This is a genomic window from Streptomyces pactum, from assembly GCF_016031615.1.
In the GTDB taxonomy this organism is placed as follows: domain Bacteria; phylum Actinomycetota; class Actinomycetes; order Streptomycetales; family Streptomycetaceae; genus Streptomyces; species Streptomyces pactus.
In genome coordinates this window covers 702,073-715,473 of the sequence record NZ_JACYXC010000001.1, presented here as the reverse complement: position 1 = coordinate 715,473, position 13,401 = coordinate 702,073, and the positions used below count along the sequence as shown (strand labels likewise).

The 13,401-nt window shown below is 74.5% G+C and carries 10 protein-coding genes; 6 read left to right on the top strand and 4 right to left on the bottom strand.

Features of this window, described 5'->3' with window-relative positions:
• The first annotated feature begins 220 nt into the window (after positions 1-220).
• A complete protein-coding gene (locus IHE55_RS02830) occupies positions 221-721 on the top strand; it encodes a hypothetical protein (RefSeq protein ID WP_197987564.1) in 501 nt (166 codons plus the stop codon).
• A 223-nt stretch (positions 722-944) separates the two neighbouring features.
• On the top strand, positions 945-1,922 hold the full coding sequence (gene sph, locus IHE55_RS02825) for a sphingomyelin phosphodiesterase (protein WP_197987563.1): 978 nt from the start codon (positions 945-947) through the stop codon (positions 1,920-1,922).
• A gap of 16 nt (positions 1,923-1,938) precedes the next feature.
• On the opposite strand, the gene IHE55_RS02820 is transcribed toward sph, so the two are convergent.
• Entirely contained in the window at positions 1,939-3,087 is a 1,149-nt protein-coding gene (locus tag IHE55_RS02820; protein ID WP_197987562.1) for a helix-turn-helix domain-containing protein, read from the bottom strand.
• Positions 3,088-3,207: 120 nt separating this feature from the next.
• On the opposite strand from IHE55_RS02820, the gene IHE55_RS02815 reads away from it, so the two are divergent.
• The gene (locus tag IHE55_RS02815; RefSeq protein ID WP_232265430.1) at positions 3,208-3,603 is read left to right on the top strand and encodes a DUF6415 family natural product biosynthesis protein; all 396 of its coding nucleotides are present in this window, start codon (positions 3,208-3,210) and stop codon (positions 3,601-3,603) included.
• A 29-nt stretch (positions 3,604-3,632) separates the two neighbouring features.
• On the top strand, positions 3,633-3,914 hold the full coding sequence (locus IHE55_RS02810; protein ID WP_197987561.1) for a hypothetical protein: 282 nt from the start codon (positions 3,633-3,635) through the stop codon (positions 3,912-3,914).
• 664 nt (positions 3,915-4,578) lie between these two features.
• Here IHE55_RS02810 and IHE55_RS02805 read toward each other — a convergent pair.
• Both IHE55_RS02805 and IHE55_RS02800 read right to left on the bottom strand, forming a co-directional pair.
• Positions 4,579-6,462, bottom strand: a complete 1,884-nt coding sequence (locus IHE55_RS02805; protein ID WP_197987560.1) for an N-acetylmuramoyl-L-alanine amidase — start codon at positions 6,460-6,462, stop codon at positions 4,579-4,581.
• A gap of 319 nt (positions 6,463-6,781) precedes the next feature.
• Positions 6,782-7,882: an aminoglycoside phosphotransferase family protein gene (locus tag IHE55_RS02800; protein ID WP_197987559.1), complete on the bottom strand. Its 1,101-nt coding sequence runs from the start codon at positions 7,880-7,882 to the stop codon at positions 6,782-6,784.
• A 258-nt stretch (positions 7,883-8,140) separates the two neighbouring features.
• On the opposite strand from IHE55_RS02800, the gene IHE55_RS02795 reads away from it, so the two are divergent.
• Positions 8,141-9,613 (top strand): DNA-binding protein NsdB, encoded by a 1,473-nt coding sequence (locus IHE55_RS02795; RefSeq protein WP_197987558.1) that lies wholly within the window; start codon positions 8,141-8,143, stop codon positions 9,611-9,613.
• 466 nt (positions 9,614-10,079) lie between these two features.
• Here IHE55_RS02795 and IHE55_RS02790 read toward each other — a convergent pair whose 3' ends face one another.
• Complete coding sequence (locus IHE55_RS02790; protein WP_197987557.1) at positions 10,080-11,537, bottom strand: SpoIIE family protein phosphatase; 1,458 nt, start codon at positions 11,535-11,537, stop codon at positions 10,080-10,082.
• Positions 11,538-11,845: 308 nt separating this feature from the next.
• Here IHE55_RS02790 and IHE55_RS02785 point away from each other — a divergent pair, with 308 nt between their 5' ends.
• Positions 11,846-13,267 carry a HEAT repeat domain-containing protein gene (locus IHE55_RS02785; protein ID WP_197987556.1) on the top strand — a complete coding sequence of 474 codons (1,422 nt, stop codon included), beginning with the start codon at positions 11,846-11,848 and terminating at the stop codon, positions 13,265-13,267.
• Positions 13,268-13,401: the final 134 nt, after the last annotated feature.

Below are 13,401 nucleotides of genomic sequence, written 5' to 3'. Positions count from 1 at the left end.
CCCCGCCGGGCGGCGAGGCGCCGGACGGCCCGCACCGGGGCCCACGGCCGGACGGCGGCCCGGCGGACGCCCGCACCACCCACGGACCGCGGCCCACGGACACCCGTACCCCGCCGGACGGCGGGGCGGCGGACGCGTGCGCGCGGGGCGGTGTCCGCACTCCGGAGACCCGGCCCCTCCCGTGCGGCGGGCGCGGGGCCGCGCCACGTACCATGTCCGCATGTCGTTCCTCCGCCGGCGCAGCGCCGCCACACCGACCGGCCCGGACTTCGACGTCCTCGCCATGGACCCGGGCGACTGGCCCGGTGATCTCGGGGCGGGGCTGCTCCCCGCTCCGGACGGCAGCTGCCAGGGCGTCTTCCTCCGCTACGACCTGTTCGGCGGCCGCGGCCCCGCGATGATCATCGGCAATCTGCCGGAGGGCTCGCCGGTGCGGGAGCTGGCCGAGGGGCAGGTCCCGTTCGAGGTCACCCAGCTCCTCGCGGCGCTCGGCAACGACGAGCCGGTGCAGGTGGTGGAGACCGAGGACACCCCGGTGATGCACGAGGACAACCTGCTCATCGTCCGCCGGATCAAGCTCTCCGAAAGCCGCATCTCCTGCGCGCAGTTCGACCGCAGCGACGGGGTGCTGGTCACCATCGCCAGCTGGGACCGGCCGATCACCGACGACCTCTACCGGCTGCTGAAGCCGCTGCCCGCGGAGATGTTCCAGCAGGGCTGAGCCGCCGGGCCGCGGGGCGGGTCCGGACCCGGTGCGGCCCGGACCAGGCGTGTGCCGTCCGGGCCCCGACGCGGGCCCCGGGGCACCGGCCCGCGGGGCCGTCGTCCCGTGGTGACCGAAACGTTCGGTCGACCGGAGATTCCCTCCACCCGGTGGCTACCTGGAAGTAACTTCGGCTGCTTGGATTGCGGCGTCCCGTGCCCCACGCACCCAAGGAGACGCAGTGCCGCACTCCTCGCTCCGCCGCGCCGCCGGCGCCGCCCTGGCCACCGCCCTCGCCTCGGCCGCGCTGGTCACCCTGGCGCCCGCCGCCGGTGCCGCCGAGACCGGTACCCCCCGGCTGGACGTCCTGTCCTACAACGCGTTCCTGTTCAGCAAGAGCCTCTACCCGAACTGGGGCCAGGACCACCGGGCGAAGGCGATCCCGGCCGCCGGCTTCTTCCAGGGCCACGACGTGGTGGTGCTCCAGGAGGCGTTCGACAACTCCTCCTCCGACTCGCTGAAGGCGAACGCGGCCGCCGGCTACCCCCACCAGACACCGGTGATGGGGCGGAGCACCAGCGGCTGGGACGCCACCGGCGGCGCGTACTCGGCCCTCACCCCCGAGGACGGCGGCGTCACCGTCCTGAGCAAGTGGCCGATCGTCCGCAAGGAGCAGGTGGTCTACCGGGACGCCTGCGGCGCCGACCGGTTCTCCAACAAGGGGTTCGTCTACGCGGTGCTGGACGTCAACGGTACCCGGGTCCACGTGGTGGGCACCCACGCCCAGTCCACCGACCCCGGCTGTGCCGCCGGTGAGGCCGCGCAGGTGCGCAGCCGCCAGTTCCGGCAGCTCGACGCCTTCCTCGACGCCAAGGCCCTTCCGGCCGGTGAGCAGGTGATCGTCGCAGGCGACCTCAACGTGGACGGGCACAGCCCCGAGTACGCCTCGATGCTCGCCGACGCCGGCCTCCAGGACGCCCCGCGCACCGGCCACCCGTACTCGTTCGACACCCAGGACAACTCCATCGCCGCCGAGCGCTACCCGGACGACCCGCGCGAGGACCTCGACCACGTGCTGCACCGCCAGGGCCATGTCCGCCCCGAGGGCTGGCACAACGAGGTGGTCAAGGAGACCAGCGCCCCCTGGACCGTCTCCAGTTGGGGCACCCGCTACACCTACACCAACCTCTCCGACCACTACCCGGTGATCGGCTCCTGACCGCTTCCCCTGCCCCTCAGAGGTCGAACGGGTCCGCGTCGACGGCCGTGGCGAGAGCGGAGAGTGCGTCGCGGACGTCGACGGGCGCGCCTTCGATACGACGTCCCTTTTCTGCGGCGTCGCGGAGAAGGGAGAGCGTGCGACCGGAGGCGATCTCATGCACGGTCGGTGTGACGCGGAGGGCCAGGTCTTCCGCGTCACGCCATCGCCTCACCGCAAGGAGGCAGTCGAGCAGACGTGCAGCGGAGATGGAGCGGTACCCCACGGCCACGGGCTCGGAAAGGTGCAAGGCCCGCTCCAGGTAGGGGATTCCGCGGGAATGGTCACCCGATACCTGGAAACCGTAGCCCTCGTGACCATCGATCTCACCAGGCGTCAGCCACCACGCCCAGTACGGATCGTGGTGGTGCTCCCCATCGGCGTACAGCGCTCGGGCACGCCCGAACGCCTTGGCGCCGGCTTCGAGCTGACCGGATTCGACCAGCCCTTTCGCCTCCCGGACCCGGAACATGGCCTCGACACGGGGAGGAAGCGGGCGCCCCTCCAGGACCGCTCGGGCGATGGCCAGCTCCTCCCGGTGCCTGCCCAGCCACCCGGCATGCATCGCCAAGTTCTGCATGATCAGCAACTCGATCGAGCGATCCCCGGAAAGCTGGGCCAGTAAGAGGGCCTCCTGGTTGAACCGCCGTGCGGCGGAGTGCTTTTCGGCGTCGAAGCACGCCCAGCCCGCCACCTCGGCCAGTTCCGCGGCCGCTGCCTGAATATCCCGCTCGTATCGGGCGTCGTAGTCACCGATCCCCAGACGGTGGTGGACGGTTCTGAAGGTGCGCGCCGCCATCTCGGCGATCGGTACGCCCGTCAAGCTGTTGTCGAGGAGGACGAGCCGCTTCGACGCGGCCCGGATGGCGTCTGCGAGATCCGCTCCACGCGCCGCACTCACCTGCGGGCCGGACAACACCACGTCGTCCGCCGTCGACGAGGAACGCGGCAGGAAGTACCGTTCGAACGCGTCCACAAGCTGAGGCGACGGGCTCTGTTTCCCCGCGAGCACGCGCGCCAGGTACGCATGGTCGTACGCAAGTGCCCGAGCCGCAGCCCTGATGCTGATGCCCCGATCCCTGAGAAGCACCGACGCTCGTCGGCTGAAGTCCTCTCCGGTACCCATGCTCATCAGCGTAGCGAGTCCACAGTCAGTCACCGGTCGGTCAACAGGCAGTCACCACCGGGCGGCTGCCGTTCGGTTCACACTCGACACCACCACATCGGGCAGCCAAGGAGCCGGAGCATGGTGGACGAGACGCACGCAACCCCCGGTGTTGCGCAGAAGGCCCGCGAGCCGGCCCCGGCCGTCGTCGTGGAGGACGTGCAGGCAGCGATCGACCGCGCGCTTGCCGACAGGGAGGCCCTTCCGAGGTACGAAGACCTGTGCCGTCTGTACGTCGAAGTGCGGCGGCATGCGGACGTGCTCCTGCCGATCGTTGCTCAACGGATCAACGCCCTGAACAAGGGCACCCCGGAGTGGGACGGCAAGCGGTGCCGGCTGGACCTCGTCACCCACGAGCTGAACCAGGGGCTGGGCGAAGGACTTCAGTCGGCTGCGCGGCGCGTGCGCAGTCTCGGCCACACGCTGCGGTGGCTGCTGGACGCGTCCGGGCAGTCGGCCCCGGAGGGTGACCGGTGATGACCAGGTGCCGGGCGAGGATCCGGTTGTTGCGCCGCCACGTGTACGAGGCCGCGTACAGGGTGCCGGGATGGGTCCGCGACGACGAGGTGACCTGCGACCTGGACGCGCACCCGCACGGTGATCACCACGGCTGCGTCGGGGAACTCACCCGGACCACCGCGCTGTGGGCCCGCTGGCCGGGCGGCACCGAGGCCGCCGCCCTGGTGGCCCTGCCCTACTGCACGTCGCGGAGCCCCGGCGGTGACCCGGACGCGTGCTTCCTCCACGCCGGACACCGCGGGGGCCACAGCTGGGAGCGGTTCCGATGACGCGCCGTGCCGCCCACCGCTTCGCGACGGAGTACCGGGCCGACGTCCACGGCGAGGGACCCGTCGGCGGGCGTACGGTCCGCATCCTCCTCGGGCGGATCCGCACCCCCTCGCCGCTCCGGGCCGTGCGATGGCTCCAGGTCCAAGCGCTCCGCGTCGCCGACGGCCTGGACCCGGACCCGGCAGCGTCGGGGTGGGCCGGACACCCCGGCACGTTGCGCGAGTTGCCGGCGGGCATTCCCGACGTGCCGTCCCGGTTGCGACGGTGGGCGGGAGACGAGGCATCGCGGGAAGCGGCGCTCGACCGGCTCCGGTCCGGCGCACCCGTCACGCTGACGACCGCCGATCACACCGGCCGCTACTCACTGACCATCCACCCCGTTCCGGTGCCGTGCCGGCCCGGCCGCGGAACACCCGCCCGGGTGATGTCCCTGTGGTCGTCGCCGGTGGCCGGCCGGCGCGTGCCCGTCGGAGGCGCGGCAGGGAACCGGTGATCCACGGGCAGCCGCGCGAACCGCCGGACCGGGTCCGTCGGAGCGACCCGGCCCTGCCCGGCGACCCACCCCGGACGCGGGGTGCAGGCGGCCGGCGGCCCGGGGCGGTGCGCCCGACCCGGTGCCGGTGGGCCGGGCCGCGCGGGGCGGCGGCCCGGCCCACCGGGGGATCAGCGGCCCGAGGGCCGCACCGTGACGTCGGACGCCTTGACGAAGGCCACCCGGTGCCCGAACTGGATCTGGTAGTACGTCTCCTCGCCCCGCACCACCCGGTGCCCGGCCGGGTCGAAGGTGGTCGCCCACAGGTACTCGCCCGGGGTGCGCAGCCCCAGCGCGTACCGCTGCCCGGCCAGGAGCTTGTACGGCAGCGGGGAGATGGACTGCACCGGCACGCCCGCGGGGTACGCGGTGGACTCCGGGTAGGCACGCCCGTACACCGGGACCTCGCTCAGCCCCGGCTTCGGGGTGACCACCGGCCCGCGTGCGGGGACCGCCGTCCGCCGCCCCGCCGGGTCGTGGAACCACGCCTTCTGCCCCAGGTACCAGATCGCCGTCCACTCGCCCTCACGGCCGGCCACCGCGAACTGCTGCCCGGTGGAGGCGCGCGCCCCGGTGTCGTTGACGCCCGGTGTGGAGGCGCCGCCGTCCGGCCGCAGCCCGATGTCCTTCACCAGCGGGGCGTCCTCGCTCGGCCCGGTGTGCAGCCGCACCGCTCCCGAACCGTGCGGGGCGCAGGCGGTCTGCGGGTCCTCACAGCCGGTGTAGACCGGCTGGTGGGTGCGGTAGTCGGGGCGGATGGTGACCAGCCCGCCGTCCGGCCCGGCGGTGGCGTGGAAGGGGGCGCCGATCAGCCGGAAGTAGTGCGCCCAGTCCCAGTACGGTCCGGGGTCGGTGTGCATCCCCCGGATCGACCCGCCGGTGGTGCCGGGCACGTTGTCGTGGCCGATGATGTGCTGCCGGTCCAGCGGGATGTCGTACCGCCGGGCCAGGTACCGCACCAGCCGGGCCGAGGTGCGGTACATCGCCTCCGTGTACCAGGCGTCCGGGGTGGCCAGGAAGCCCTCGTGCTCCAGCCCCACGGATTTGGCGTTCACGTACCAGTTCCCCGCGTGCCAGCCGACGTCCTTGGCCGGCAGGTGCTGGGCGATGTGGCCGTCGGAGGAGCGCAGCGAGTAGTGCCAGGACACATAGGTCGGGTCCTGCACCAGCTTGAGCGTGGTGTCCCAGGTCGCCTCGGTGTCGTGGATGACGATGTAGTCGATCCGCTGCGACTCCGGGCGGTTCCCCTTGTCGTGGTTGCCGTAGTCGCCGTCACCCAGCTCCTGGTACGGCGCCGGCACCCACTCGCAGGCCACGCTCCGCGGGCACTCCACCCGCTCGTCGCGCGGCGCCTCGCGCAGCCCCAGCGCCGGCAGCTGTCCGGTGCGCGGCGCGACCCCGGGGTCGGCCTCCAGCACCACCCGCTGCCCGGACCCGGTGGTCCGCCGCTCGCCCTCGCGGATCACGCCGAACACGTCGTCGGCGAAGACGGCCGCGCTGCGCGCGTCGTCCGCGCCCGAGTAGCCGGCCACCGCCGCGTACCACTGGGCCGGGTCGTCACTCTTCGGCAGCCCCAGCCGCCGCTGGGCGTCGGCGAGCAGCGCCGCGCCGCCGCGGATGTTGGCCCGCTCGTCCCGCCGCAGCTCGGCGGCGGGCAGGCCGGTCAGCGCCGCGGCCCGGTCCAGGGTGCGCAGCCGGGCCGGCAGCTCCGACGGCTCGGGCAGCTTGACGTCCACGGTCCTGGCCGGACGCGTCGCGTCGCCGCGCGCGTCCTCCTCCCCGTGACTGTGGTGCGGTGCCTCGGCGATGGCGGTGCGCGCGTCGGTCAGGTGCATGGGGCCGTAGCCGCCGGTGACGCTCGGGGCGCCCCGGTGCCCGTCCCACCGCGACTCCAGATAGGAGACGCCCAGCAGGACGCTCTCCGGAACGCCGAACTCCTCGGCGGCGTCGGCGAACGCCCGCTGGAGCGTGCCGGACCGGGGAGCATCGGCCGTGGCGGACGGGGTGGCGGACATGAGGGGCAACAGCAGAGCCGCGGACGCCACGACGCCCGCGGCGCGCCGGGCGAGTGGGCGGGCGCCGGTTCTGGAGCCGGCAGGTACCTGGGCGGAACCTCGCAAAGCAGCCTCCTGGGGTGGACCGTGCCCCGCGCCGTGCCCGAGCGCGCGAGGCCGGGAGCCCCCTACAGGTAGCCGCTGGCCGACGTCCCGTCAATCACCCCGGTGACCGGCGGTTCACCCGCCGGCGCCGCGGTGTCCGGGGCTTTCCGGGCCGGGGCGGGCCCGGCCTGCGACGCGTCACCGGTCTGGACCGGTGACACCCCGCCGGGCCGTTTCAGCGGGTGCCGACCGCGGCCCGGACCGCCCGGCGCGCCATCGCGCAGTCGTCGTGCAGCCGCCGCAGCAGCAGCCGCTGCTCCTCGCCCGCGCCGACGGCGCCCGGGACCGGCGGCGCCGGGTCCGTCATGGTCCGGTGCACCGCCGTCTCGTAGGTACGGATCTCCCGGGTCAGGATCAGCATCAGGTTCACCAGGAACGCGTCCCGGGCCGCCGGGCCGTCCTCCTGGGCCAGCGAGCTGATCCGCCGGCGCGCCGCCGGGGCGTCGCCGAGCGTGGCCCACAAGGTGGCCAGGTCGTACCCGGGCAAGTACCAGCCGGCGTGGTCCCAGTCCAGCAGCGCGGCGCCCGCGGGGGAGAGCAGCACGTTGTTGAGCAGGGCGTCGCCGTGGCAAAACTGGCCCCGGCCCTGCCGGCCCGGCGCGTGCGCCAGCCCGTGCAGCAGCTTCTGCAGGTCACCCATGTCCCGGTCGGTCAGCAGGCCCAGTTCGTGGTAGCGGGCCAGTCGGGCGGCGTAGTCGACCGGCGCCTCGAACCGGCCGGGCGGCGGACGCCAGGCGTTGACCTGTCGGACGGCGGTGAGCACCGCCTCGATGTCGGCCCGCGGCGGCGGTTCCACCGGGTGCCGCTGCGGGGCCGCCACCCGGCCGGGCACCCGCTCCATCACCAGCGTGCAGTTGTCCGGGTCCGCGGCGATGAGCCGGGGGACGCGCACCGGCGGCCGGTGCCGGACGAACGCACGGTATGCCCCTATTTCGTGGCGGAACCGTTCCACCCAGGCGGGGGAGTGGTCCAGCAGGCACTTGGCCACCGCGGTGCTGCGGCCGGTGGTCCCTACCAGCAGCAGGGACCGTCCGCTCCGCCGCAGGACCTGAACGGGGTTGAACTCGGGGCAGATCCGGTGCACCGACGCGATGGCGGTGCGCAGCTGCGCCCCCTGCGGCCCGGACAGGTCCAGCCGACCGCCGAGCGGCTGCGGAACCGCCCCCGCGCCCCGCCGGGCCCGTCCGGCCTGGCTGGGGTCGAGGTACGGTCCGCCGCCGGTGAGCTGGCGACGCGGCCGGGGTGGAACGGACACGGAGGACGATGCTGCGTACATGGGCGATACAGATCCCTTCGTGTGCCGACAGTCGTTCCCCCGTGGCGCGCTCCCGGCCCCGCGGACTCGCGGGGCGCACCCTGGGGAATGCGGTCCGGGCTTCCGCCGGGCCGGGGAGCGCGTTCCTACACCACACCCGGTCGCGGGTGGCACACCATCTGGCGGACCCTGGCGGACCCTGGCGAATACCTCCGCGAACGGTGACGGCCCAGCTCCGGAGGCTACTGTCGAACCAGCCGAGGAACCTGGGGGCTTGACGTGACGAGGGAACCCAACACCCGACTTGCCGACCTGTTCGGCCTGGCCGGATGGTCCAAGGGCGAGCTCGCGAGACTCGTGAACCGCAAGGCGGCGGCCATGGGCCATCCGCAGCTGGCGACCGACACCTCCCGGGTCCGGCGCTGGATCGAGACCGGCGAGACGCCGCGCGATCCGGTGCCGAAGGTCTTGGCCGCCCTGTTCACCGAGCGTCTCGGTCGTGTTGTGACCACCGAGGACCTCGGATTCGGACGATCAGGGCGTGTGGGCAGGGGCAGGTCCGACGACGGACTGCCCTGGGCGCCCGATCGTGTGGCCGCGGTCCTCACCGAATTCACGGGAATGGACCTTATGTTCAACCGACGCGGTCTGGTGGGCGCCGGCGCGGCGCTCGCCGCAGGCTCAGCACTCAGCGGCGCGATGCACGACTGGCTGCACACCGATCCGGCCCTCGCTTCCGACGCCCCCCGTCTCGACGACCCCCTCCACGCCACCCAGGCCGGTTTCGACCGCTACGAGGCGGCCCCGGTGGGCTCCCAGGAGATCGACGCCCTGGAGCGCTCGGTGGAGGTCTTCCGCGCCTGGGACGCCTCCCGTGGCGGAGGTCTGCAACGCAAGGCGGTGGTCGGCCAGTTGAACGAGGTGGGTGGCATGCTCGCCTTCCGCCACCCCGATCACCTGCAGCGCCGGCTGTGGGGGGTGGCGGCCAACCTGGCGGTGCTGGCCGGCTGGATGTCCCACGACGTGGGGCTGGAGCCGACGGCCCAGAAGTACTTCGTGATCGCCGCCCACGCGGCGCGGGAGGGCGGCGACCGGCCGCGGGCCGGTGAGGCGCTGTCCCGGGCCGCCCGGCAGATGGTGCACCTGGGCCGTCCCGACGAGGCACTCGATCTGATGAACCTGGCGAAGTCCGGTGCCGGCGACCAGACCCTGCCGCGCACCCGGGCGATGTTCGCCACCATCGAGGCGTGGGCGCAGGCGTCGATGGGACGCGGCCAGGCGGTGCGCCGCACCCTGGGTGAGGCCGAGGACCTGTTCGTCTCCGACAAGGGCGACGTACCGCCGCCGAGCTGGATGCAGCTGTTCAACGAGGCGGACCTGCACGGGATGGAGGGGCTCGTCTACCGCACCCTGGCCGAGCACGAGCCGGCCGCCGCGGGGATCGCGCAGAAGCACGCGAAGGAGGCGCTGCGCATGCGGGAGGGCGGACGTGAGCGCTCACAGATCTTCGACCACATCTCCATCGCCTCGGCGTGCTTCATCGGCGACGACCCCGAGCAGGCGGACCGGTACGCGCGGATGGCCCTGCTGTCCATCGGCAGCAACTCCTCGCACCGCACCTGGGACCGGCTGCGGGAGATGTACCGGCTCACCGCCCAGTACTCCGGCTACCCGAGGATCAAGGAACTGCGTGAGGAGATCCAGCAGGCCCTGCCCAAGGGGCGCGGGACGGCCGGGGGCGCGGCGGTCTGACCGGCCGGCGGCCCCGCTCGCGGCCCCCTGGCCGGCACCGGCCGTGCGGGACGGCCCGGGCAAGGGTTCACCCGGCCGTGTGTACCGCCGTGCCCGGACGGGGACGAACGCATCCCCGGAACGGGTGACCGTCACCCGCGCGGCGCGCTCCGCGGGCCGGCAGCCGGCCCACGCGACGGGGTACGGGACGGGGCGCGGCCGGGCCCGTGCGGACGTCCGGCCCCGGGACGCACCCGGCGGCCACGGCCCATTCGGCGGTCACGGTCCACCCGGCCGTGACGGCACACCGGCACACCGAGGCCCACCGGGTCGTCCGGCCCCGTGGCCCCGGAGCCGGGACGGCACCACCGGCCGCGGCGGCGGGTCCGGTCACGGTGGCAGCTCCGGCAGGGCCGGCCGTTCCGGTCACGGTGGCGCGCGGTCACGGTGGTGTGTCCGGCGGCGGGTGCGTTGCCGGCCGGGCCCGTCATGCCGGAATCCGGACCACGAGCAGACAGGCGTCGTCCTCCCGCTCCCGCCCGCCGAACGCCTCGACCAGGACGCGTACGCACTCCTGCGCGGTGCGGGCCCGGGCGAACCGGGGGGCCAGCTCCAGCAGCCGGCGCGGCGCCGGACCGGCGCCCGGGGCCGGATCCGGGCCGGTGTCGCGGGGCGCCAGCCCGTCGGTGTGCAGCACCAGGACGTCACCGGGGTGCAGCTCCTCGCGCGCCTGGCCGTACACCGCGCCGGAGGTGGCGCCGAGCAGCACGCCGTCCGGCGCGCCGAGGGCACGCCCCGTCCCGTCACGGAACAGCAGCGGGGCGGGGTGGCCGGCCTGCGCCCAGTCCAGGGTGCGGGTCTCCGGGTCGTAGATCGCGCACACGGCGCTGCCCAGGGCGGGCTGGGCGGAGGTGTCCAGCAGCTGGTTGAGCCCGCCCAGCAGGGGACCGGGGGCCAGCCCGGCCACCGCCATGCCGCGCAGCGCGCCGAGTACCAGGGCCATCCCGGTGGCGGCGGCCACCCCGTGGCCGGTGAGGTCGCCGACGGTCAGCAGCGTCCTCCCGCCGGCCAGCGGCAGGGCGTCGTACCAGCCGCCGCCGATCGGCGCGCCGGCCGCGGCCGGCAGGTGGTGCGCGGCCAGCTCCACGCCGGCCGGGGTGCCGGGGCCCGGGCACAGCGGACCGCGCCACGGCGGCAGCACCGCCTCCTGGAGCTGCACCGCGATCCGCTGCTCGGTGCGGGCGGCCTGCCGCTGGTGGCGCACCGCGTCGTAGCTCTCACCGGCCGCCCGCTGGGTGCGCCGCAGCTCGCTCACGTCGTGCAGCACCGCCCACATGGAGGCGGTGGCGCCGTCCGCGTCGAGCACCGGCTCGCCCACCATCCGCAGGGTGCGGATCCCGCCGTCGGCGCGCCGGATCCGGAACTCGCCGTCCAGCGGCTTGCCGTCCACCAGGCAGTCGGTGACCAGTCCGGTGAGGACGTGCTGGTCGTCGGGGAGGAGCCAGCCGGGCAGCTCGTCCAGTGACAGCCCGCCCTCCCCGGGGTCCCGGCCGAAGATCCGGCACAGCTCGTCGGACCAGACCACCTCGTCGGTGAGGAAGTTCCACTCGGCGCTGCCCATCCGGCTCCGCCCGGCGGGCCGCGCGTCGTCGGGCGGGACGGCCGGGCCGGCCGGTGCGTCGGTCGACGGGCCGCCGGCCAGCTCCTCGTGCAGCCGGCCGAGCTGCTGGTCGAGATCGTCCAGGTGGTGCACCGCGAGGTCGCACAGCACGCGCCGCCAGCGCAGCCCCGGGTCGTCCAGCGCCGCCAGGTCCGCCTCGCCGCTGTCCGGCCGTACCCCCTCGATGCCGCCCCGGAGCCGTCTGGCCTGTGCCAGGAGGGCCTCGACCGTGCCCCGCTCGGGCACCTGGGCGGCAGGGTGGTCCGCGGAACGTGGGGACGGCATGACGACTCCGATACGGGCGCGGCGCGGCCAGGTCTGACGGAAGAACCGTAACGACTCTTGCACAGCCTGCGACGTCCCGTAAGGGATTCCGAGATACCCGATACGGTGGTGCTCCTGGCATGTGCCATCGGCCTGCCTGAGGCGCACTCGCGGCGAACTCGACGGAATGCTCTGTTCCGGTAGGCTGCGGCGCTTGGGAACCCGCAGCTCATGCCGTTCATCAGGCATACCTCGGGGAGTCACCGGCAAGAATGCCGGGCGACGGAAATCCCGTTGCCAGGAACCACACCGCACCGGATGCTGACCTCATGTTCGATCCAGACATAGCGCCCAGCGGCACCCTGCTCGGCCTCCTGCAGAGAGGCCGCGGCGACGGGACCCTGCACGCCCTCGCCGCGCCGCGGGCCGAGGCGCTCGCGGCACTGCACCACTGTGTGCTGCACGACCCCCGCCGGGACTGGCAGGTGGAGAACCGCTCCCTGTACTACGCCCGGCTCTGCCTGGACCTGGACAGCGACCTGGGCGCCGTCGAACAGCATCTGTTCCACCCCGACGACCTCCTCGACACCGCCGAGGAGCGCACCGGCCTCGCCCTCGCCGTCCTCGGCCACCTCGCCTCCTACGGCCGCGCCGACGCCCTGGCGCTGCTGCGCCGGTACGCCGCCACCGGCAGCAACTGGGCCTGGGCCCTGGACGAGCTGGCCCTGCGCGACGACGACGCGTCGCTGCGCGCCCTGGCCGGCCCGGTGCTGGACCGGTTCCCGCGGACCCCCGAGGGCGACGCCGAACTGGCCGCGGCCGTCCGCGGCGCCTACGAGCCGCGCCCCTGGCGGCTGTGGGCCGACGACCCCCGGCACGGCGCCCGGGTCCGCGCCGCCCAGGAGCGCGGCGCCTTCGACCGCTGGCAGCGCCAGCTCACCCCGTCCGGGCCGCGCCCCGGCTGGAGCGTGCGCGACGTGCTCCGCTGGGCCCAGGGTGACCAGGACGTCCTGCCCGGAGTGCGCCGCCACGACGCCGCCGCCCGCTGCCTGGCCGCGGTGGCCGGTCCCGAGGACCGGCCCGAACTCCTCGCCGCCGCCGCGTCCGGACCGGACGCCGCGCGCGCCGCCGCGCTGCGCCACCTCGCCGAGACCGGCGACCCGGACGTGCTCGACCTCATCGAGGCCGCCGTCACCGACCCCGACGCCACCGAACTGGTCGTCTCCTCCGCGCTCGCCGCGTTCGGCCGGATGCGCAGCGTCACCGCGCTGGACCGGGCCCGGCTGTGGGCCCAGCGTCCCGACGCCCTCGGCGACGCCGCCGCGACGATGCTCGCCTGCCGCGGCGGCCAGTACGACTCCGGCCCGGTCCTCGCCGCGCTGCGCCGCACGGTGCGCGGCGCCGGCCCCGACGCGCCGGCCCTGTGGGCGCTGGTGGAGGGCGCCGGCCGGCTCGCCATCGGCTGCGCGGCGCCGGTGCTGCGCCACATCTACCGGGAGACCGCCTCCTCGCAGCTGCGCGGCCTCGCGGCCCGCGCGCTGGCCGCCACCGACCCCTCCTTCGCCGCCGGCTTCGCCGTCGAGTGCCTGTGGGACTGCGAGGAGACCACCCGGGAACTGGCCGCCCGGCACGCCGCCACCGCCGACACCCGGGTGGTGGACCGGCTGCGCAGGCTCGCCACCGACCCGGCCGAGGAGGCCGAGGTGCAGACCGCGGTACGCAGCCGGATCGGGCCCGACCCGGTGGGCTGACGGCGCCGCGGCCCGGGCGCGCGCCCGGCGGCGGGAGGGTCCGGTCCCCGTTGGGGTGGTGACCTGACCGGTCCGCCGTCCCCGTTCGGGTGGTGATTTCTCCGGTTCGGGCGTTCCCGTTCGGGTGATGACCT

Excerpts from the sequence above, each read along its gene's own strand:
- IHE55_RS02830 (WP_197987564.1), top strand. The coding sequence starts at position 221 with ATGTCGTTCCTCCGCCGGCGCAGCGCCGCCACACCGACCGGCCCGGAC.
- IHE55_RS02820 (WP_197987562.1), bottom strand. The coding sequence starts at position 3,087 with ATGGGTACCGGAGAGGACTTCAGCCGACGAGCGTCGGTGCTTCTCAGG.
- IHE55_RS02815 (WP_232265430.1), top strand. The coding sequence starts at position 3,208 with ATGGTGGACGAGACGCACGCAACCCCCGGTGTTGCGCAGAAGGCCCGC.
- IHE55_RS02805 (WP_197987560.1), bottom strand. The coding sequence starts at position 6,462 with ATGTCCGCCACCCCGTCCGCCACGGCCGATGCTCCCCGGTCCGGCACG.
- IHE55_RS02800 (WP_197987559.1), bottom strand. The coding sequence starts at position 7,882 with ATGTACGCAGCATCGTCCTCCGTGTCCGTTCCACCCCGGCCGCGTCGC.
- IHE55_RS02790 (WP_197987557.1), bottom strand. The coding sequence starts at position 11,537 with ATGCCGTCCCCACGTTCCGCGGACCACCCTGCCGCCCAGGTGCCCGAG.
- IHE55_RS02785 (WP_197987556.1), top strand. The coding sequence starts at position 11,846 with ATGTTCGATCCAGACATAGCGCCCAGCGGCACCCTGCTCGGCCTCCTG.